Raw genomic sequence first — 18,297 nt, 5'->3', positions numbered from 1 at the left:
CTAGGTCTCCTGCTTTATTAGAAATCGAATCTTTATGGTGAGCAGATCATCCCAAGAAGCCCGGCGCTTTGACAAATGACGAGTATTCACAATATGATGAATCTGATTCACCTCATGAGCGGATGCCAAGGCTGCGATGCGAAAACTCCCGAGTTTCTTCTCCCTGCGCGCCTTTGAAGCCGCCGCCCGCCTGCAAAGCTTTGCGCTCGCCAGCGAAGAACTGCATCTTTCCCCCTCTGCGATCAGCCATCAGGTGCGCGGCCTGGAAACCTACTTCGGCAAATCCCTGTTCACCCGCTCCTTCCGCCGCGTCGAACTGACCGCCGACGGTCGCCGCCTGCTGGATCAGTTATCGGCAGCCTTCGACCTGATGGAAGCCGCCTGCGAAGAACTCGGTCCGGCCCGCCGCAGCGATGCGCTGGCGGTGCATTGCTCGCCCAGCTTCGCCGCCAAATGGCTGGGGCCGCGCCTGCCGCGCTTCATGCAACAGTATCCAGACATCAATATCAGCATGTCCTCCGGCGCCGAGCCGATGGACTTGCTGCGCCACGAAGAACTCGACCTGACCATTGCCTACGGCAGCGCGCCGCAACGGGCCGGCATCGTCAGCGAAGCCATCGGATCGGAAACCATCGTCCCGCTGTGCTCGCCGGCCTTGCTGCATGACCGCGCAGTGCCGGCGCTGGCCGACATCGCCTCAATGACACTGATCCAGTCGACGCTGAACCCGGTGCGCTGGAGCGACTGGTTCGCCCTGAACGGCATGAAGCTGCCTCCCGGACGGCCCATGCCATCTTTCGACCGCGCGTCGCTGGCATTGGCGGCTGCGGTCAATCAGGTCGGCATTGCATTGGAAAGTACGCGGCTGGCGGAGCAGGAAATTGCCAGCGGAGAATTGGTGCCGCTCAGCGGCGGCGCACTGAAATCGGTCTGGCGGGAAACGCATTTTCTGAGCTATCGCGAAGCGGAGAAGAATAGCAAGAACATCGTCCGCTTCCGCGACTGGCTCTTCAGTCAGGCAGGATTACATCAACAAAATCAAGTAACTGGAAGCCAAACCTGAGAAATTACTTCCACTCCAGAATGGCATTTTTCTTGTCCAGCCAATGCACTTTGACGGTCGATGCATTGACCTTGCGACCGGCGCAGGCACTGGCGGCCAGCGCGAACGGCGTGTCGTAGTAGCGGCCGTCGTTGGAAGAACGCAAGCGTGTCTGCGGTGCGTTCTGGGCGAGCCAGTCGGCGGCATTGGTCCGCATATAAATCATGCAGGCGCTGCCGCTGGTGTCCGCTACCTCGCACTTGCAGGTATTGGCGCTGGTAGTCACCACCGGCTTGTCAGGCACCGGCGGCGGATAGCCGAAAGGATGCCGCTCGATCAACTGCGCCGACGCCGTGCCGACCCACAGCGTGGTCAGCAAGAGCATTGCGCCGAAAGACGGAAAGACGGACGAAAGAGATGATTTCATAAACAGTCCTTTTGCATAGCTCCCGTGCCCTTCATGCTGCTTAAGCCTTCTTCACCTTCAGCTTCCACAGCGACGTCACTTCTTTCATGCGGGCGGCGGACAACGGATCTTCCGCATCGCTGGAACGAGGATGACGCGGCTTGATGTCGGTCTTGCCGACTACCTGCAAGCCCGCCTTGTCGATCAGCGCCTGTATTTCGCCGCGTGGCCGCAAACCCAGATGTTCCGCAAAGTCGGACATGATCAGCCAGCCTTCGCCGCCCGGCGTCAGATGCTCCGGCAAGCCTTCGATAAATCCGCGCAGCATGCGGCTGTCGGGGTCGTAGACGGCCGCCTCGATCGCCGAAGTCGGTTTGGCCGGCACCCAGGGCGGATTGCACACCACCAGCGGCGCGCGTCCGGCCGGAAACAAATCGGCGCTCGTCAACTCAACCTGCTTGTTCACACCCAGGCGTTTCAGGTTTTCGGCGGCGCAGTCCAGCGCACGCTCGCTCTGGTCGGTGGCAACAATACGTTTAACGCCACGCTTGGCTAGCAGTGCGGCCAGCACGCCGGTGCCGGTACCGATATCGAAGGCCAGATCGACCGTCGGCAACACCGCTTGCGCGATCAGGTCCACATATTCGCCGCGCACCGGCGAGAACACGCCGTAGTACGGATGAATGCTGCCGCCCAGTGCAGGGATCGGCACGCCCTTCTTGCGCCACTCATGCGCGCCGACCAGCCCCAGCACTTCACGCATAGAGACGACGCTGGCTTCTTCCCCCGGCCCGTACACTTCGGTGCAGGCCTGTACCAGATCGGGCGCACGGCGCAAGGGAACGCTGTAATCGGCTTCCAGCGGCAGCAGCAGCATGCCGAGAATGCGCGCACGTTGCGCCTGCGCCTGGCGATGCAAGTGAAATGCCTGCGTGATGGTAGTTGCTGGTTGGGCAGCCGTTTTCGCAGCGCTTTTACCTGCGGCTTTGTCAGAGGCAGCTTTATCGGCCGCCTTGCCGCTCTTGCGTTCGGATTTCTTGTCGATGCGACGGGCCAGGGCTTGCAGCAATTGACGGGCGTTTTGATAATCGCCGCGCCACAGCAGGCCGGTGCCTTCACAAACCAGTTTGTAGGCAACATCAGCGGGCATGCGGTCATCCGCCACGGTGACGTTTTTTGGAGCCGGATTGCCGGCTTCGGAACGCCAGCGGGCGGAACGAATTTCCCCTGCTTCGGTCCAGCTTATAAGGGGGTGATCGCTCATGCTGCTACTTTCGTTATGGTTTTGCATGGCGCAGTGTAACAAAATGTCCGAAGCAGCCCCCTGCAGAAGATCGAAACTTCTCTTATGATGAGGGTGTTATATTGAATATAACAGCAGTGAATACAACAGCAGTGAACACAACAATAGTGAACACAACAATAGTGAATACCATCGCAGCATCCGCCCAGGCGGCAGTGCTGGTTGCCAATTTCCCCAACTCCCCTAACCGCTGGAGCCGATATGTCTGATCCCATCCTGCGTCAAGACGATTCCCACCATGTGCGGCTGAAACAGATCCTGGCCGAACTGGAGCTGGAAATCCAGAACATCGACGTCGACAATCCCGAAGCGAGAACGCTGAAGAACGATTTCGCCATCCTGAAAAGTCACCTGAATACACCTGAAGTCGAGGCCGGCGTCCTGCGCGAGCATATCGGCAAGACCCAGAGTTCTGCAATGAACCTGATGGATTCGGTGGAAGGCGCAATTCTCAAGGACAGCCCTTATGTCGCCGAACTTGGCCGAATCCTGGGGATGATCTGATTATCTGAATTTCTGTTTCTCTCAAAGAAGGATATCGGCAATGTATGCAAAAATCCTCGTCCCCGTCGACGGCAGCCCCACCGCCAACCAGGCGTTGGATGAAGCCATCAGACTGGCGAAAACGCTAGGCAGCAAAATCGAGGTCATCCACGTCGTCGACAACAGCTACATCCTCTACGACACCGGCTATCAGCCACCGGCCGGCTTGCACAACGACTTCATCAGCGCCGGGCAAAACATCCTCGACGACGCAAAAAAACGCGTGGAAGCCGCCGGCCTGCCGGGCAACACGCGCATCATCGAAAGCCCGGTGGCGCCGGGCGACATTTCCGCAACCATCCTGCACGCGGCCAAGGAAAGCAGCGCCGAGCTGGTCGTCATCGGCTCGCACGGACAAAAGGGTTTCCGCAAGATGGTGCTCGGCAGCGTTGCAGAAAAAGTCATGCATCAGTGTCCGTTGCCGGTCTGGATCATCCGCGGCACGCAACCCGCCGGATAAGAAACAGCAGCATCTCAAAACAAAAAAGGCCTGATGACGACATCAGGCCTTTTTTACGTACATGGAACCGCTCCGTTTCACTTCTCCGGCAGCGGGATCCATTCGACTTCGCCGGGTATCGCCGGAAACACCGACCGATCCTGCGCCCGCCAGGACAGCTTGGCACTTTCGATCATTTCCTTGCTGCTGGCCACAAAATTCCACCAGACAAAGCGCGGACCGTCGATCGGCTCGCCGCCGAGCAGCATGAACAGCGTGTCGCTCTGCGCCGTCAGCGTCACTTCACCACCCGGCTCCAGCACCGCCAGTACGCCGGCTTCCAGCGCCTCGCCGTCAAGCGAAGCGGCGCCGGTCACCACATAGACGGCGCGCTCGCTGTAGTCCGCCGGCAGCGTCAGTGTCGCACCGGCCTTGATGCGGCCCGACAGATACAGCGTCGGGCTGGACGTCTTGACCGGCGACTGCTGCCCGAAGGCCTTGCCGGCCAGCAGATGCAGGCTGGCGCCATTCAGCTCGATGCGCGGCATGTCGTTTTCCGGATAGTGATGGAAGCTGGCATCACCCTGCTCCTGATCCTTAGGCAGCGCTACCCACATCTGCAAGCCGTGCACCGGCACCTTGTCATTGCGGATGTCTTCGGGAACACGTTCCGAATGCACGATGCCGCGCCCGGCCGCCATCCAGTTGACAGCCCCCGGCGTAATGCGCTGCACGACGCCGAGACTGTCGCGGTGCATCATCGCGCCGGAGAACAGATACGTCACCGTCGCCAGGCCGATATGCGGATGCGGACGGACGTCGCCTTCAGTGGTGTCGCTGTCGAATTCCACCGGTCCCATGTGATCGAAGAACACGAAGGGCCCGACGGTGCGGACGGCTGCTGCCGGCAACAGGCGGCGCACCGGGAAACCGATATCCCGCACCAGGCCGTGGATCAGATGACGAATGCTGCTCATGGCGGTCCTTTTCAGAAATAATTAAAAACGTCCGGCGCGGAAATCGTCGATAGCCTGCTCGACTTCTTCCCGCGTGTTCATGACAAACGGTCCCCACTGCGCAATCGGCTCATTCAACGGCTGGCCGGAAATCAGCAGAAAACGGCTGTCCTTGCTGGCGTGGATTTCCACACCTTCGGCGCCGGGCGTATTGCTCAGGATCGCCATGCGGCCTGCGGCTGCCACGCGTCGATTTTGCTCACCACCCTGACCTATCTGCAACTCGCCCTCGTACACATACAGGAAGGCATTATGCGTCGCAGGAATCGGCAAGGCTACCTGTTTGTCGGCCTCCAGATGCAGGTCGAGATACAGCGGCGCCGTGGTCGGACGCTCTACCGCGCCCTTGGTGCCGAAGGCTTCGCCGGCCAGCACTCGCACGTGCAGGCCATCTTGCGGCGAGACTTCCGGAATGCCAGCCGACGGAATGTCGCTATAGGCGGGCGTCGTCATCTTGTCGCGCCCCGCCAGGTTCACCCACAGCTGAAAGCCGCTCATGAGCCCGTCTTCCTGTTCCGGCAGCTCCGAATGCACCAGACCGCGGCCGGCGGTCATCCATTGCATGCCGCCCGGCTCCAGCAAACCTTCGTTGCCGGCATTGTCGCGGTGACGCATGCGTCCTTGCAGCATGTAGGTCACCGTTTCAAAGCCGCGATGAGGATGGTCGGGAAAACCGGCCAGGTAGTCGTCCGGCTTATCCGAGTGAAAAGCATCCAGCATCAGGAAAGGATCCAACCGGCGTTGCAAATCATGGGTCAGCACGCGGGTAAGGCTGACACCTGCGCCATCCTGAGTCGGGATGCCGTTGACCAGCCGTTCCAGCTGGCGGGTAAAAGTGGTGCTCATGGTATTTCTCCTGTTGAGGTGCGGCAGTTGAAATCAACTGCCGCCGCCTGATGGTCTGAAAATGCTTTTACTGCTTATTCAACTACACCTGCGGTACTGCTCGATCGGACTATCCGATTCAATTATTCGGTTGGCTTGATCGACCAGAAAACCAGCAGACCGCCGATGATCGAGAGATTCTTCAGGAAATTGGTCAGCTGGCCTTGCATGGCGGCTGGATCGACAGCCCAGAAGCGGTGAGCTGCCAATGTCGCGCCAACGGTGAAGATCGCGATCAGCAAGGCCGCTGGACGCGCCAGACGGCTGCCGCTCATCAGTGCCAGGCCAGCGCCGACTTCGACGAAGATGGTCACGATGACGGCCAGTGTCGGCACCGGCAGGCCGAGGCTTGCCATGAAACCGACCGTGCCGGTAAAACCAATGATCTTGAAGATGCCGGATACGACGAACAGCGAAGCCAGCAGGATGCGGCCGAAGGTATAAGTGGATTTGGAAATGGTCATGATAAAACTCCCTAAAAATTGTTTTGGATAACGGCGTATGTGTTTGGTTAGTAACTTTTAAAACTCTGAAACTAAGATGAATCAGAAAGCACAGTCAGAATAATGCGAATAAGCGCCACATGAAATTGATTATTTTTCTATAATCAATATCTAATAAATAGATAATGTTGCCATCATGAACATAGAACGCTTCTCCCTCGACCAGTTGCGCGTGTTCGTCCAGGTTGCCGACAGCGGCAGCTTTCTGGCGGCGTCCCGCATCCTCGCCCGCGCCCAGTCGGCGGTCAGCTACGCCATCGGCACGCTGGAAAGCCAGCTCAATGTCTCCTTGTTCGACCGCAGCGGCTACCGCCCGCAACTAACCGACGCCGGCGAAGCCTTGCTGCGCGACGCGCGCCAGGTACTGGATCAGGTGGATTCGCTGCAGGTGCGCGCCAACGCGTTTGCGCAGGGGCAGGAACTGGAAGTGGCGCTGGCGGTGGACGTATTCTTTCCCACCGACTGCCTGGTGGATCTGCTGCGGCGCTTTCGCGACGCCTTCCCGGCGGTGACGGTGCGGCTTGAGATCGAAGCGCTGGGCGCAGTGGCAGAACGTGTACTCGACGGCCGCTCCATGCTCGGCATCCTCGGCACCCTGCCCACCACGCCCCCCAATCTGCTGCGCGTAAGCCTGCCCAGTGTGATGGTGGTCGGCGTCGTCTCGCCCCAGCATCCGCTGGCGGCAGTCAAGGGAAGGATTCCGGACAAGCTGCTGGCGCAACAAACGCAACTGGTGCTCAGCGACCGCAGCGAGCTGACGGCCCGCCAGGACTTCTCGGTGCACTCCCGCCTGTCCTGGCGCATGAGCGATCTCGGCACCAAACACGCCCTGCTGCGCGCCGGCATGGGCTGGGGATACATGCCGCAGCATGTGGTGAAAGATGATCTGCAAAACGGCAAGCTGGTCAGAATCCTGACCTCGCAGCACGCGCCGGAAGGCATGGCGCTGCCGATTCAGTGTGTCTACCGGCCCGACTATCGTGCGGGTCCGGCGTTGTCATGGTGGCTGGATTCGCTGGCGGCGTTGACGACGCTGGATGGGATCAACGTCATTGAGTAGTGATTGTTAATGCTAGTGCGCTGAAAACCGGCTGCGGTACTCCGCCGGACTCACACCAAGCTGGCGCTGAAACACGCGCCGCAGATTCTGCTCTTCGCCGTGGCCGGTTTCGGTGGCGATGCTCTTGAGCGGTAAATCCGTTTCTTCCAGTGCGCGGCAGGCGGCTTCCAGGCGCATTGCTTCCACCGTCTTGGCCGGCGTGCGTCCTTGCTCGGCGACATAGGTGCGGGCGAAGGTGCGCGGACTCATGTTGACGCGATTGGCGAGGTTTTCCACGCGCAGGTCGTTTTTCAGGTTGGAGGCGATCCAGGCGTGCAGTTCGGCGAAGCGCGCGTTCTCGGACGATTGCGACACCAGCGGCACACTGAATTGCGACTGTCCGCCTGGGCGCTTGATGTACATCACCAGTTGCCGCGCCGCCGCGATGGCGACCTTGTGGCCGTAGTCTTCTTCCACCAATGCCAACGCCAGATCGATACCTGCCGTGACACCGGCTGAGGTCCAGATATCGCCCTCGCGAATGAAGATCGGTTCAGGGTCGACGACGATGTCCGGATATTGCTGCTCCAGCCGCAAGGCCCAGTCCCAGTGCGTGGTCACGCGCTTGCCTTTGAGCAGTCCGGCAGCCGCGAGCAGGAATGCGCCGGTACAGACGGAACATACCCGGCGCGCCTTGCCGGCATGACGGACTATCCACGCAACCAAGGCCGGATCGGCCTGAAAACTTTCGCCGATGCTGCCGCCGGGCGCAATCAGCGTATCCATGCTTTGCCCTTCAAACGCTTCCAGCGGCTGGGTCATCACCGTCAGACCCGCACCTGTCAGCAACGGCCCGCCTTGCGAGGACAGCACATGTACTTCGTACAGCGGCCGCGGTTCGCTCACACCAGCAGACAGCGCGGTGCGGCTGGCCGTGACGAAGGTTTGCAGCGGACCGCTCAGGTCGATCAGGTTCATGCCCGGATAGGCCAACAAGACGATGCGCAAGGTCTTACCGTGCTTCATGAGAGTTCCCTATTCGAGAAGTTAAACCCGAAATAAATGATGCGGAGTGTGACGCTGCGTGATCAGGCCGCCAGTGTCTTCGCAGAGCTTGCCGTCATCCAGCGGATACTAAGAATTGCGCAGACTGCCAGCAAAGGCAGGATGGCGATATTGAGCGCCTGCCAGCCGTAATGCTCCAGCAGCGGCCCCGCCGCCAGCGTTGCCAGTGCGGTAGCAGCATAGCGCAAAAATTCCGACAGACCCTGCGCCCTGGCGCGCTCATTGGGACGATAGGATTGCGCCAGCAACGTCGTGCCGCCGACGAACATGAAGTTCCAGCCGACACCCAGGCACAGCAAGGCGACATAGAACGCCGGCAAAGTCGTCGACGCCATGGCGATTACTGCGCAGGCCAGATTCAGCAGCACGCCGCAGAGCACAATCGGCCCCAGTCCAAAACGCTTGATCAGGTGACCGGCGAAGAAGGACGGCGCATACATCCCGACCAGATGCCACTGAATGATGTTGGCGCCGTCGTTGATGCCGTGATGACAGGCTACCGCAGCCAGGGGTGCGGCGGTCATGATGAACATCATCACCATCGAGCCAACGACATTGTTGGCCAGCGCCGCGACGAACACCGGCTGACGCGCGATCTCGCCGGTGGAACGTGCCGGCGCTTGCGGGGCGGACGTTGCGGTGTCGATGGCAACCTCGGTATTTTCCACGTCCCGGTAAAACGCCAGCAGCACGATCATCGACAGCAGGCTGAGCAAAGCCACCATCAGATACGCGCCGGAGAATAAGGCCGCCGGAAACAAGTCCTTGCTCCACGCCGCCAGCGCCGGTCCCAGCACCGCCGCGATCACGCCACCAGTGAGTACGGTGGAAATCGCCTTGCTCTTGCGTTCCGGCCCGACGGCATCGGCTGCCGCCAGCCGGTAGTACTGGGCAAAGGCCTGAAAAACGCCGACACCCGCCGTACCGATACAAAAACTCCAGAAGTGCCCATTAAACACCGACCACACCGAAATCGCCCCTCCGATCACCCCCGCCAGCGCACCCAATGCAAAACTGAGCCGCCGTCCCAGCCGCTGGATCAGGAAGGCTGCAAACCACGTCACCACCGCGCCGGCCACCGTGATCAGCGCAAACGGCAAGGTCGCCAGCGACTTGTCAGGAGCCAACTGATAGCCGGTCAGCGCGGTCAGAGTAAGGTCAATCGAAATGGCGCAGGTGAACAAGCCCTGACATATAGCCAAGATACGGGCATTGCGATACCCTGCTTTGACGGTACCCGTTTCATAAGCCTCGGGTAAGGAAGTCTGGCTATCATGCTTTTTTTGATGTGATTCTGGCAAGTTCACGTTCCATCCCTTTACTGAAATAAGCTGAAATCAGCGGCGATCCGCGGTAACCGGCTCAACAGCTCAACATCCGCCGATACGGACCTTCGGGTGAAATTGTCGAATCCGCACAGAATGTCGTCAATGACACAAAACTTTCAATTCCTGCCAATGCGTCCGATGCTGCCATGCGGACAAACATGTCAAAGAATGCCTAAGGAGTGCTTATGCTGATGAATGCCAACGAATCCGCCTTGCTGATCATCGATGTGCAGGAAAAACTGATGCCGGCCATCCACGACGGCGCTACGGTGCTGGCGCAGAATATTCGCCTGGCAACCATCGCCAGCCTGCTCGGCCTGCCGGTCATTGCGACCGAGCAGACGCCCGATAAACTGGGCGCAAACCATCCCGACATCAAGCGCCTGTGCGACCGCACCCTGGTCAAGACGCATTTCGACGCCTGCGTCGACGGCTTGCCGGCGGCTTTTCTTTCTGCCTGCAAGGAAGTGGTCATCAGCGGCTGCGAAGCACACGTCTGCATGCTGCAGACCGCCATGACGCTGCTGCAGAACGGCTATCGCGTATGGGTGGTGACGGATGCCACCGGTTCGCGCAAAATCGCCGACCGCGATGCTGCCTTCACCCGTCTGGCGCAGGCCGGTGCGCATCTGGTGACGCTGGAGATGGTGGCTTTCGAGTGGATGCGCGACAGCCGTCATCCTTTGTTCCGGGAAGTGCTCAAGCTAATCAAGTAAACTCTTACCAATATTATGTAATTATTAAGTAAGCTACTGAATAAGCTACTAAACCAGCAAGTCATTCCCGGGGAGCAAAAAACAGTATGTCCAGTTCCACCAATACCGCGCCGGTACTGACCGCACCAGTGCTTACCGTCCAGGCGCTTCAGGCCGGTTGCGCTGCATGCAGCATGCATCAGTTGTGCCTGCCCATGGGCCTGGATGAAGCCGACATGCTTCGCCTCGATCAGATCATCGGCCGCCGGCGCCGCGTCAAGCGGGACCAAAGCCTGTACCGTATGGGCGACACCTTCAATACGCTGTATGCGATTCGTCTGGGCCACTTCAAGACCTATCAGATGAACAGCAACGGCAGCCAGCAGATCACCGGCTTCCAGATGGCGGGCGAACTGCTCGGCATGGACGCTATCGGCACCGGTCGCCATCAATGCGAAGCCGTGGCGCTGGAGGACAGCGAAGTCTGCGAGATCCCGTTCAGCCAGTTGGAAGAATTATTCCAGGACATGCCGGTCTTGCTGCGCCAGTTTCACCGCATCATGAGCAAGGAAATCTCGCGCGAACAAGGCGTCATGCTGGCGCTCAACAACATGAGCGCGCAGCAAAAGCTCGCCGCCTTCCTGGTCAATCTGTCGTCGCGCTATGTAACGCGCGGCTACTCGGCCACGCGCTTCCAGCTGCGCATGACGCGCGAAGAAATCGGCAACTACCTCGGCCTGGCGGTCGAGAGCGTCAGCCGCCTGCTCTCCAACTTCAAGAAAAACGGCATCGTCGACGTCAATCATCGCGATCTGGAACTGCTGGATTTGCCCGCGCTGCGCTCGATCGCGCTGGGTACGCCGGCCTGCTGAACTGCAGTTGAAAACAAGCAGCAAAGGACTCCCACGTAAGCGCATGGCGAATCAAGACACAGTCAAACCATCCTTCCTGCGAGCCCGGCTGGCCCGCGATCACTATCTGGGCCTGCCGCTGACTACCGGCATCCTGGCCGTACTCTGCACCGCCGCCTTATTTGCGCTGATCGCCTTGCACGCGCTTCGTCCCGGCGCCTTGCCCGACCTCGACCAACAGATAGCAGACTGGTTTCACACCCGTGCATCGGGTGCGCTGACGGCAGCCATACTGGCTTTCACCCACTTGCACGGCACCATCGGCATTCTTGCCATGAGCGCTTTACTGGCGTTGCGCCTGATACGCGACAAGGCCTGGGTATGGCTACTGACGCTGATCGTATCGGTGCCGGGCGGCATGCTGTTCAACTATGGATTGAAATTCATCTTCCAGCGCGTACGTCCGCAATTCGATCAGCCTATCCTGGTCTTGCACAGTTACAGTTTTCCCAGTGGGCACACGATCGGAGCGGCGTTGTTTTACAGTGTGCTTGCCGCGTGGCTGACGACGCAACCGGCCGGTGCGCAACGACGCTTGACGATCGTAGCGGCAGCCGTTGCGCTGACCGCGCTGACGGGGCTGAGCCGCATCTACCTGGGCGCGCATTTTTTCAGCGACGTGATCGCCGCCATGCTGGAGGGATGGGGATGGTTTGCATTCTGGACAACGATTATTTTTACAATACAGCGGCACCAATTGGCGCGAATGCCTTCCAACTGATTTGACCATTCCAAATCGCCCATGACAGTAAAGCCCGAATCGTCCCGCAGCATTGCCGTCATCATCAACGCCCACGCCGGCGGCGGCCACGCACAAGAACTCGCACAGCGCGTCATCGACGGTTTCCAGCATTACGATATACAAGCACACGTTACCCTGGCCGAAGACGGCGCCCAGCTCATCAGCGCGGCCGAGAGCGCCGTACGGCAAGGGGCGGAAATCGTTGTTGCCGGCGGCGGCGACGGCAGCGTCAACGCGGTCGCGTCGATGGTCGCCGGCAGCAAATCACTCTTCGGCGTACTGCCGCTGGGTACGCTGAATCACTTCGCCAAGGATCTGCAGATCCCCCTGCTGCTGGAAGACGCCATCCGTACCGTTGCCCAAGGCCGGGCGCTGGCGATCGATACCGCTGAAGTCAACGGCACCCTGTTCATCAACAACTCCAGCCTGGGTCTGTATCCGGATATTGTGCGGGACCGCGAAAAGCAGCAAAGCCGCCTCGGACGCGGCAAATGGCTGGCTTTCTGCTGGGCCGCCATGGAAGCCTTGCGGCGTTATCCTTTTCTTGATGTGCGCTTGCGCATCGGCGATGTCGAACATCGCCGGCGCACGCCCTTCGTCTTCATCGGCAACAATGAATACCTGATGGACGGCCTCAACATCGGCACGCGTAAAACGCTGTGCGACGGCAAGCTCAGTCTCTACGTCTGCCATCGCACCGGCCGCCTCGGCCTGGTGCGGCTGGCGCTGCATGCGCTGTTCGGAAAACTGAAAGAGGCGCGAGACTTCGATATCCTCAGCACCACTGAAATAGAAATTGAAACCCACCACCACCGCGCCAAACGGCTACGCGTCGCCACCGATGGCGAGGTCAATGTCATGCAGACGCCACTGCTTTATCGCATCCGCCCGGCATCGCTGCAGGTCATGGTGCCTGCGGAAACGGTCAACACCACCGAGGAGGCCTGATCATGCGCACTATCGTCCACCTCTCCGACCTGCATTTCGGCCGCATCAATGAAGCCCTGATTGCGCCGATCATCGCCCAGATACACGAGATCGCACCGGACCTGATCGTCGTTTCAGGCGACCTTACGCAACGTGCAAAGTCAGAACAATTCCGCGAAGCGCGCCAGTTTCTCGACGCCCTGCCGCAACCGCAGATCGTTGTGCCGGGAAACCATGACGTTCCGCTGTTCAACGTGATGGCGCGCTTCTTCCGCCCGCTCACGAAGTACCGCCGTTACATCACACAGCAGTTGCAGCCGATTTTTATCGATGAAGAGATTGCCGTAATCGGCATCAACACAGCGCGGTCACTCACCATCAAGGACGGTCGCGTCAATGATCGCCAGATTGAACTGGCACGCCGCGAACTGGCCGCCGTCGACGATCATGTCGTGAAGATCATCGTCACGCATCATCCCTTCGACCTGCCGCCCGGTCCGCAGCATCACGACCTGGTCGGCAAAGCCTTGCCGGCCATGCGCGCGTTCGCCATCTGCGGCGCCGACCTCCTGCTGGCCGGCCACGTCCATACCAGCTCCGCCGGCAGCAGCGCCGGGCGCTACGACATTGCAGGCTATTCCGCCCTGGTGGTGCAAGCCGGCACCGCCACCTCGACACGCAGCCGCGGCGAAACAAACTCCTTCAATATATTGCGCGTGGAGCCGCATCGCATTGCGGTCGAACGCATGCATTGGCAAACCGAAACAGGGAAATTCGTTCAGACTGCAACGCAAGAATTCGAGCAACGAGGCAACGAATGGTTTGCAGCCTGAACAGAGGTGCTCTTTAAAGAATTACAAAGATGTCTTTACTTGGACGGCGCGCCTGCGGCACGGGCGGTGGAATTGCTGGTGTTGCCCGGACCGGATTTGTCATCACCATCGCCACCGGAAGATGGCATCTTCGCGCCCTGATCGGCAGCACGCTTCTGCTTGCGATCGCTCGCCTTACTTGCGTGTGATTGTCCCATCGAATTGGCCGCAGGAACTGTCGTCGCCGTTGTATTGGCCGGACCGGATTTGTCATCGCCGTCACCGCCGCCGGCCTTGGTCTGAGCATGCGCTCCCAGCGAAAACACGCCAATCATTGCCATCATTGCGAGTTGCTTCTTCATATGATTCTCCTCAGATAGTATTCGCCGCTGCAAGACGCCCGGCGTAGAACCATCTTAGAAGCATCCTCCTGAAAATGAAGTCGGACCGCCTCGCATGCGCTCGTCAGAGAAACCATTGCAAGTGCGTCAGACGGTGGGCCCCGGAATTTCCCGGAGAACCACTCAGCTTTGTGTGAGCGTGCCCTGGTGATAGACGATCAGCCAGCGTGCAGCCTGTCGTCGCCACAATGTTGTGCGCAGCGTGACGCGTGCGCCTTGTGTAAGGGTATAGGTGAGCAAGAAATGATCTGGCGCAATTTCCTGACAATAGAAATCCGAAGTCTCCCAAAGATCCTCATGCGCCTCGGCATGACGGTTTATATGACGCGCCACCAGAGTGTCAAGGATAAATTGCTTGCTATAACGCTGTCCGGAAGCGCCGGTTTCCCAAAACTCGTCCGCCATCATCGCTTCGAAATCGGCACGGGTAGCACCAAACTCGGGACGATGAAAAATCGGCTCGCGCGCAACCAGTTGTTCTTGTACTGATAGCAGGTGTTCGGCAGTTTTTCGTTCCGGCATCATTCGCTGTATCCCCACGTTCCACGTAGCGTGGCTTATCTGGACGGTGTATTTTCAATAAAATCGGTGACGCGATCCAGCGTCGGCGCCAGATTGCGGAACGGGCGCGCCAGGCTCACCACCAGGGTCGCGTGCGTCGTGTTGTCGAAGTAAATTTCCTCAACAGGCACACCATGGTCGCGCAATAGTTGCGCCATACCACCGGTATTACGCACGGCATTGACAATCTTGTCCTTGTGCGAGGCAATCAGCAAGGCTGCCGGACTGTCGCCATCGACATGCCTGACAGGCTGCGAATCCGGTGGAGAATCGGGAAACCAGAACACAGGTTTGACATCAGGATTTTCAATCGGCAGAAAATCATAAGGGCCGGCCAGCCCGATCCAGCCCCGCAACTGCTGCGGCGACATGCCGACTGCCTTCAACCAGCGTGCGTCCAACGCCACCATCGCGGCGTTGTAAGCACCCGCGCTATGCCCCATGACAAAGACGCGCTTCAGATCCCCGCCATATCCCTGAATGCGTTGAAAAGTCCATGCAACAGCCTGCGCGCTGTCTTTAATAAACTCCGGATACCTCACCTCCGGGTAGACGCGATAGTCCGCCACGACCACGATAAACCCGCGCGAACTCAGTGCCTCGCCGACGAAGGCATAGTCTTTGCGGCTGCCGTCATTCCAGCTGCCGCCGTAGAAAAATACCACCACCGGGCGACCTGCTGCCGGCGCAGGCATGGTCGCGGACTGCAACGGCACATACACATCAAGCTGCTGCCGCGGGTTGTCGCCATAGCGCAGATCACTGGTCTTCTCGTAAGTCGACGTCGTCGTGATTGCATTGAGTGCCTTCAACGGCGAACAGGCAATCAATCCGCCGCCGAGCAGCACCGCCAGAACGGCCACCATCATTATCTTGCCTGACAAACTCATGCGCTGACCTTCATGATGAAGAATGAGGATCCATTGTAAGCCCGCAACCCGACCCTCTCCTGAACAAGCTCAAACCCTCGCACAGGATATTTGGAGAACGACGCCACAACGCTCAGCCGCTCTGCCGACAGATCGCCAATATAGTCGAACACCTTGCGAAATCTGCTGCGGTAGCGCTCTACGCTACCTGTCTTGCGGCTGGCATTCAATGGAATGATTATTTCCATGAACAACAGCAAGGTGAAATTATCAGAACAACTCTTTCTGCCCCGTCACCAGCGCCGCAAAGTCATCCTGCAAAAATGGCAGGATGGCATCCGCCACCGGTTGCAGTTGCCGCGTCACGTAGTGGTCGTAGTCGATCGCCGAACGGCGCATCTCAGGGATTTCCAGCGGCTCCGGTCCGGCAGTGGTCATGACGTAGCTGATCCAGCCGCGGTTCTGGTATTGCAACGGCCGTCCCTGTTCACGGTTAAAGTCATCCGCCATACGCGCCGCGCGCACATGCGGCGGCACGTTGCGCTCGTAGGCATCCAACGGTCGCCGCAGCCGTTTGCGGTATACCAGTGCGTCGTCGCGTTCGCCGCGCAACGTGCTTGCCACATAGTCGCGCAGGTAGGCCTGGTAAGGCTCGCGCCGGAAGATGCGCTGATACAGCTCCTGCTGGAACTGCTGCGCCAGCGGCGTCCAGTCGGTGCGCACGGTTTCCAGTCCTTTGTAGACCATTTCCTCGCTGCCGTCCGGTTTGACGATCATGCCGGCGTAGCGCTTCTTGCTGCCGAAGTCGGTGCCGCGCACATTGGGCATGAGGAAACGGCGGTAATGCGTTTCGTATTCCAGCTCCAGCGCATTCTCCAGCCCGTACTGCTCCTGCAGATGAACGCGCCACCAGTCGTTGACGTGCTTCACCAGAGCGTTGCCGATGGCATCGGCCTCCTGCTCGCCGTGCGCCGATTTCAGCCAGACAAAAGTGGAGTCGGTGTCGCCGTAAATCACCTCATAGCCTTGCGCTTCGATCAGCTCCCGGGTGCGATGCATGATTTCGTGGCCGCGCATGGTGATCGATGACGCCAGCCGCGCATCGAAGAACCGGCAGATGGTTGCGCCGAGTACGCCGTACAGCGAGTTCATGATGATTTTCAGCGCCTGCGACAGAGGCTTATTTTGCTGGCGCTTGGCGATTTCGCGGCCTTGCCAGATTTTGGCGATGATGGCCGGCAGGCTGTGCTTGGTGCGCGAGAAGCGCGCGCCGCGGAATCCCGGTACCGAATCGGCATCATCCGGATGCGCCAGCCCCTCAACCAAGCCGACCGGATCAATCAGGAAGGTGCGGATGATGGACGGATACAGGCTCTTGTAATCCAGCACCAGCACCGAATCGTACAGGCCCGCCTGCGAATCCATGACGAACCCGCCAGGACTGGAGTCCGGCGGCGTGTCGCCCAGATTCGGCGCGACGAAGCCCTGGCGGTGCATGTGCGGTATGTACAGATGGCTGAACGCCGCCACCGAACCGCCGGTGCGGTCAGCCGGCAAGCCGGTCACCGAAGCACGCTCCAGCATGAAGTCCAGCAGTTGCGTCTTGGCGAAAATCCGCGTAACCAGTTCGCAATCCTTGAGGTTATAGGTCGCCAGCGCCGGCTTGTCTTCCGCGAAGCGGCGGTCGATCTCGTCCATGCGCTGATACGCGTTGGTAATTGCCTTGCCTTCGCCGAGCAACGTCTGCGCCACCGATTCCAGGCTGAAGGACGGGAAATTCCATGTCGCCGCGCGCAGGGATTCGATGCCGTCGATGATCAGACGCCCTGCGGCTGAAGCGAAGTAATGGTTCTCGTTGTAACCGTGCTCGCGCCACTCCAGCTCGCTGCCGTCGCGGCCGAAGCGCAGCGGCGTCTTGAAACGCTCGGCATGTTCCCGCAATACGCGCAGGTCGAACTGCACCACATTCCAGCCGATGATGACATCCGGATCGTGCTGCACCATCCACTGATTGAGCTTCTCCAGCATCAGCTGACGGCTGTCGCAATACTCCATGTCGAAATCGATGCCGGACGCGTCACCGTTCGGCGGACCGAGCATGTAGACTTGCCGCTGTCCGCAGCCTTCCAGTGCAATCGAATAGAGATCGCCGTGCATGGTGGTTTCAATGTCCAGCGACACCAGCTTCAGTTGCGGACGATAATCGGGCGCGGGTTTAAGCTGCACGTTGAGCAATGGCTCATTGGCGCGGCCGACTAAGCTGCCGACGGCGCCGCTGAACTGCACCGGCGCCGTGATGAAGCGCTCCATCAGATAGCGCTCGGGCGGACGGATATCGGCTTCGTAGACGCTGATACCATATTCCCGGAGCAGCTTGTCGAGCTTCATCAGTTGCCGGTGCTGCTCGCAGTACAAGCCGAGTATGGGACGATGCTGAAAGTCCGTCAGTTGCAGCGGCCGCAATTCGTAGTTGCGCTCATTGCGCAATACCTTTTCCGCTTGCTCGCGCTGCTCCGCCGGGATGAACGCCACCGACTTTTGCACCGGCAAACGCACCAGCCGCGGCCCCTCGTCCGTCGCCAGCCAAAATTCAACCTCCGTCCCGGCCGGCGTGTCGCGCCAGTGCCGGGTCAGGAGAAAACCCTGCTGCGGGTCGCGCAAGCTGGATTGACCGGATTGATCTGGTGATGATTGCTGCATTGTTTTACGGCTTTCTGTACGCCACATCAGACTGTGAGCGCGGAGGTTCTTTGCATTATTTTACGAAGCCGCAAAGTATAGGTGATTCACGCTGAATTCACCTGAAACGG

The 18,297-nt window shown here is 59.4% G+C and carries 21 protein-coding genes; 9 read left to right on the top strand and 12 right to left on the bottom strand.

The annotated features are described in order from the left end of the window. Positions 1–136: 136 nt before the first annotated feature. Positions 137–1,063, top strand: a complete 927-nt coding sequence (locus AC1RN6_RS12880) for a LysR substrate-binding domain-containing protein (protein ID WP_493005790.1) — start codon at positions 137–139, stop codon at positions 1,061–1,063. 4 nt (positions 1,064–1,067) lie between these two features. Here the strand turns inward: AC1RN6_RS12880 and AC1RN6_RS12875 are convergent, their stop codons facing one another. Continuing rightward, on the bottom strand, positions 1,068–1,469 hold the full coding sequence (locus AC1RN6_RS12875) for a hypothetical protein (RefSeq protein WP_493005788.1): 402 nt from the start codon (positions 1,467–1,469) through the stop codon (positions 1,068–1,070). 40 nt (positions 1,470–1,509) lie between these two features. Then, positions 1,510–2,712 (bottom strand): methyltransferase, encoded by a 1,203-nt coding sequence (locus AC1RN6_RS12870; RefSeq protein ID WP_493005787.1) that lies wholly within the window; start codon positions 2,710–2,712, stop codon positions 1,510–1,512. A gap of 240 nt (positions 2,713–2,952) precedes the next feature. On the opposite strand from AC1RN6_RS12870, the gene AC1RN6_RS12865 reads away from it, so the two are divergent. Both AC1RN6_RS12865 and AC1RN6_RS12860 read left to right on the top strand, forming a co-directional pair. Continuing rightward, entirely contained in the window at positions 2,953–3,255 is a 303-nt protein-coding gene (locus AC1RN6_RS12865) for a hypothetical protein (RefSeq protein ID WP_493005786.1), read from the top strand. A gap of 40 nt (positions 3,256–3,295) precedes the next feature. Then, positions 3,296–3,754 carry a universal stress protein gene (locus tag AC1RN6_RS12860; RefSeq protein ID WP_493005784.1) on the top strand — a complete coding sequence of 153 codons (459 nt, stop codon included), beginning with the start codon at positions 3,296–3,298 and terminating at the stop codon, positions 3,752–3,754. Positions 3,755–3,831: 77 nt separating this feature from the next. Here AC1RN6_RS12860 and AC1RN6_RS12855 read toward each other — a convergent pair whose 3' ends face one another. From AC1RN6_RS12855 to AC1RN6_RS12845, 3 genes are all read right to left on the bottom strand, one after another. Next, a complete protein-coding gene (locus AC1RN6_RS12855) occupies positions 3,832–4,710 on the bottom strand; it encodes a pirin family protein (RefSeq protein WP_493005782.1) in 879 nt (292 codons plus the stop codon). Between the two features lie 21 nt (positions 4,711–4,731). Beyond that, positions 4,732–5,595: a pirin family protein gene (locus tag AC1RN6_RS12850; RefSeq protein WP_493005781.1), complete on the bottom strand. Its 864-nt coding sequence runs from the start codon at positions 5,593–5,595 to the stop codon at positions 4,732–4,734. 122 nt (positions 5,596–5,717) lie between these two features. Continuing rightward, positions 5,718–6,098, bottom strand: a complete 381-nt coding sequence (locus AC1RN6_RS12845) for a DoxX family protein (protein ID WP_493005778.1) — start codon at positions 6,096–6,098, stop codon at positions 5,718–5,720. 175 nt (positions 6,099–6,273) lie between these two features. On the opposite strand from AC1RN6_RS12845, the gene AC1RN6_RS12840 reads away from it, so the two are divergent. Then, positions 6,274–7,197, top strand: coding sequence for a LysR family transcriptional regulator (locus tag AC1RN6_RS12840; protein ID WP_493005776.1), 924 nt, complete (start codon positions 6,274–6,276; stop codon positions 7,195–7,197). Positions 7,198–7,209: 12 nt separating this feature from the next. Here AC1RN6_RS12840 and AC1RN6_RS12835 read toward each other — a convergent pair whose 3' ends face one another. Further along, entirely contained in the window at positions 7,210–8,184 is a 975-nt protein-coding gene (locus AC1RN6_RS12835; protein WP_493005900.1) for a GlxA family transcriptional regulator, read from the bottom strand. 80 nt (positions 8,185–8,264) lie between these two features. Next, positions 8,265–9,443, bottom strand: coding sequence for an MFS transporter (locus AC1RN6_RS12830; protein ID WP_493005774.1), 1,179 nt, complete (start codon positions 9,441–9,443; stop codon positions 8,265–8,267). 311 nt (positions 9,444–9,754) lie between these two features. Here AC1RN6_RS12830 and AC1RN6_RS12825 point away from each other — a divergent pair, with 311 nt between their 5' ends. The 5 genes from AC1RN6_RS12825 to AC1RN6_RS12805 all read left to right on the top strand — a co-directional run bounded on the left by AC1RN6_RS12825 (position 9,755) and on the right by AC1RN6_RS12805 (position 13,677). Continuing rightward, positions 9,755–10,285 carry an isochorismatase family protein gene (locus AC1RN6_RS12825; protein WP_493005773.1) on the top strand — a complete coding sequence of 177 codons (531 nt, stop codon included), beginning with the start codon at positions 9,755–9,757 and terminating at the stop codon, positions 10,283–10,285. A gap of 86 nt (positions 10,286–10,371) precedes the next feature. After that, complete coding sequence (gene fnr / locus AC1RN6_RS12820; RefSeq protein WP_493005772.1) at positions 10,372–11,136, top strand: fumarate/nitrate reduction transcriptional regulator Fnr; 765 nt, start codon at positions 10,372–10,374, stop codon at positions 11,134–11,136. 43 nt (positions 11,137–11,179) lie between these two features. Beyond that, positions 11,180–11,896 (top strand): phosphatase PAP2 family protein, encoded by a 717-nt coding sequence (locus AC1RN6_RS12815; RefSeq protein ID WP_493005770.1) that lies wholly within the window; start codon positions 11,180–11,182, stop codon positions 11,894–11,896. Between the two features lie 21 nt (positions 11,897–11,917). Then, on the top strand, positions 11,918–12,865 hold the full coding sequence (locus AC1RN6_RS12810; protein WP_493005768.1) for a diacylglycerol/lipid kinase family protein: 948 nt from the start codon (positions 11,918–11,920) through the stop codon (positions 12,863–12,865). A gap of 2 nt (positions 12,866–12,867) precedes the next feature. Continuing rightward, positions 12,868–13,677: a metallophosphoesterase family protein gene (locus AC1RN6_RS12805; protein WP_493005767.1), complete on the top strand. Its 810-nt coding sequence runs from the start codon at positions 12,868–12,870 to the stop codon at positions 13,675–13,677. A gap of 35 nt (positions 13,678–13,712) precedes the next feature. Here the strand turns inward: AC1RN6_RS12805 and AC1RN6_RS12800 are convergent, their stop codons facing one another. The 5 genes from AC1RN6_RS12800 to AC1RN6_RS12780 all read right to left on the bottom strand — a co-directional run bounded on the left by AC1RN6_RS12800 (position 13,713) and on the right by AC1RN6_RS12780 (position 18,187). After that, positions 13,713–14,018 (bottom strand): hypothetical protein, encoded by a 306-nt coding sequence (locus AC1RN6_RS12800; RefSeq protein ID WP_493005765.1) that lies wholly within the window; start codon positions 14,016–14,018, stop codon positions 13,713–13,715. Between the two features lie 162 nt (positions 14,019–14,180). Further along, positions 14,181–14,582 (bottom strand): nuclear transport factor 2 family protein, encoded by a 402-nt coding sequence (locus tag AC1RN6_RS12795; RefSeq protein WP_493005764.1) that lies wholly within the window; start codon positions 14,580–14,582, stop codon positions 14,181–14,183. A 32-nt stretch (positions 14,583–14,614) separates the two neighbouring features. Next, complete coding sequence (locus AC1RN6_RS12790; protein ID WP_493005763.1) at positions 14,615–15,508, bottom strand: alpha/beta hydrolase; 894 nt, start codon at positions 15,506–15,508, stop codon at positions 14,615–14,617. After that, a complete protein-coding gene (locus tag AC1RN6_RS12785) occupies positions 15,505–15,735 on the bottom strand; it encodes a hypothetical protein (RefSeq protein WP_493005760.1) in 231 nt (76 codons plus the stop codon). The genes AC1RN6_RS12790 and AC1RN6_RS12785 overlap by 4 nt, the downstream gene beginning before the upstream one ends. Positions 15,736–15,757: 22 nt before the next feature. After that, the gene (locus tag AC1RN6_RS12780; RefSeq protein WP_493005759.1) at positions 15,758–18,187 is read right to left on the bottom strand and encodes a DNA polymerase II; all 2,430 of its coding nucleotides are present in this window, start codon (positions 18,185–18,187) and stop codon (positions 15,758–15,760) included. Between the last annotated feature and the right edge of the window lie 110 nt (positions 18,188–18,297).

It is taken from the genome of Herbaspirillum sp. GW822-FHT03A08 (assembly GCF_058801885.1).
Note: the sequence above shows the minus strand (reverse complement) of the source record. Positions and strands in the feature narration are given on the sequence as shown.

Coding starts and splice junctions, on each gene's coding strand:
- AC1RN6_RS12880 (WP_493005790.1), top strand. CDS start 137: ATGCGAAAACTCCCGAGTTTCTTCTCCCTGCGCGCCTTTGAAGCCGCC.
- AC1RN6_RS12875 (WP_493005788.1), bottom strand. CDS start 1,469: ATGAAATCATCTCTTTCGTCCGTCTTTCCGTCTTTCGGCGCAATGCTC.
- AC1RN6_RS12870 (WP_493005787.1), bottom strand. CDS start 2,712: ATGAGCGATCACCCCCTTATAAGCTGGACCGAAGCAGGGGAAATTCGT.
- AC1RN6_RS12865 (WP_493005786.1), top strand. CDS start 2,953: ATGTCTGATCCCATCCTGCGTCAAGACGATTCCCACCATGTGCGGCTG.
- AC1RN6_RS12860 (WP_493005784.1), top strand. CDS start 3,296: ATGTATGCAAAAATCCTCGTCCCCGTCGACGGCAGCCCCACCGCCAAC.
- AC1RN6_RS12855 (WP_493005782.1), bottom strand. CDS start 4,710: ATGAGCAGCATTCGTCATCTGATCCACGGCCTGGTGCGGGATATCGGT.
- AC1RN6_RS12850 (WP_493005781.1), bottom strand. CDS start 5,595: ATGAGCACCACTTTTACCCGCCAGCTGGAACGGCTGGTCAACGGCATC.
- AC1RN6_RS12845 (WP_493005778.1), bottom strand. CDS start 6,098: ATGACCATTTCCAAATCCACTTATACCTTCGGCCGCATCCTGCTGGCT.
- AC1RN6_RS12840 (WP_493005776.1), top strand. CDS start 6,274: ATGAACATAGAACGCTTCTCCCTCGACCAGTTGCGCGTGTTCGTCCAG.
- AC1RN6_RS12825 (WP_493005773.1), top strand. CDS start 9,755: ATGCTGATGAATGCCAACGAATCCGCCTTGCTGATCATCGATGTGCAG.
- fnr (WP_493005772.1), top strand. CDS start 10,372: ATGTCCAGTTCCACCAATACCGCGCCGGTACTGACCGCACCAGTGCTT.
- AC1RN6_RS12815 (WP_493005770.1), top strand. CDS start 11,180: ATGGCGAATCAAGACACAGTCAAACCATCCTTCCTGCGAGCCCGGCTG.
- AC1RN6_RS12810 (WP_493005768.1), top strand. CDS start 11,918: ATGACAGTAAAGCCCGAATCGTCCCGCAGCATTGCCGTCATCATCAAC.
- AC1RN6_RS12805 (WP_493005767.1), top strand. CDS start 12,868: ATGCGCACTATCGTCCACCTCTCCGACCTGCATTTCGGCCGCATCAAT.
- AC1RN6_RS12800 (WP_493005765.1), bottom strand. CDS start 14,018: ATGAAGAAGCAACTCGCAATGATGGCAATGATTGGCGTGTTTTCGCTG.
- AC1RN6_RS12795 (WP_493005764.1), bottom strand. CDS start 14,582: ATGATGCCGGAACGAAAAACTGCCGAACACCTGCTATCAGTACAAGAA.
- AC1RN6_RS12790 (WP_493005763.1), bottom strand. CDS start 15,508: ATGAGTTTGTCAGGCAAGATAATGATGGTGGCCGTTCTGGCGGTGCTG.
- AC1RN6_RS12785 (WP_493005760.1), bottom strand. CDS start 15,735: ATGGAAATAATCATTCCATTGAATGCCAGCCGCAAGACAGGTAGCGTA.
- AC1RN6_RS12780 (WP_493005759.1), bottom strand. CDS start 18,187: ATGCAGCAATCATCACCAGATCAATCCGGTCAATCCAGCTTGCGCGAC.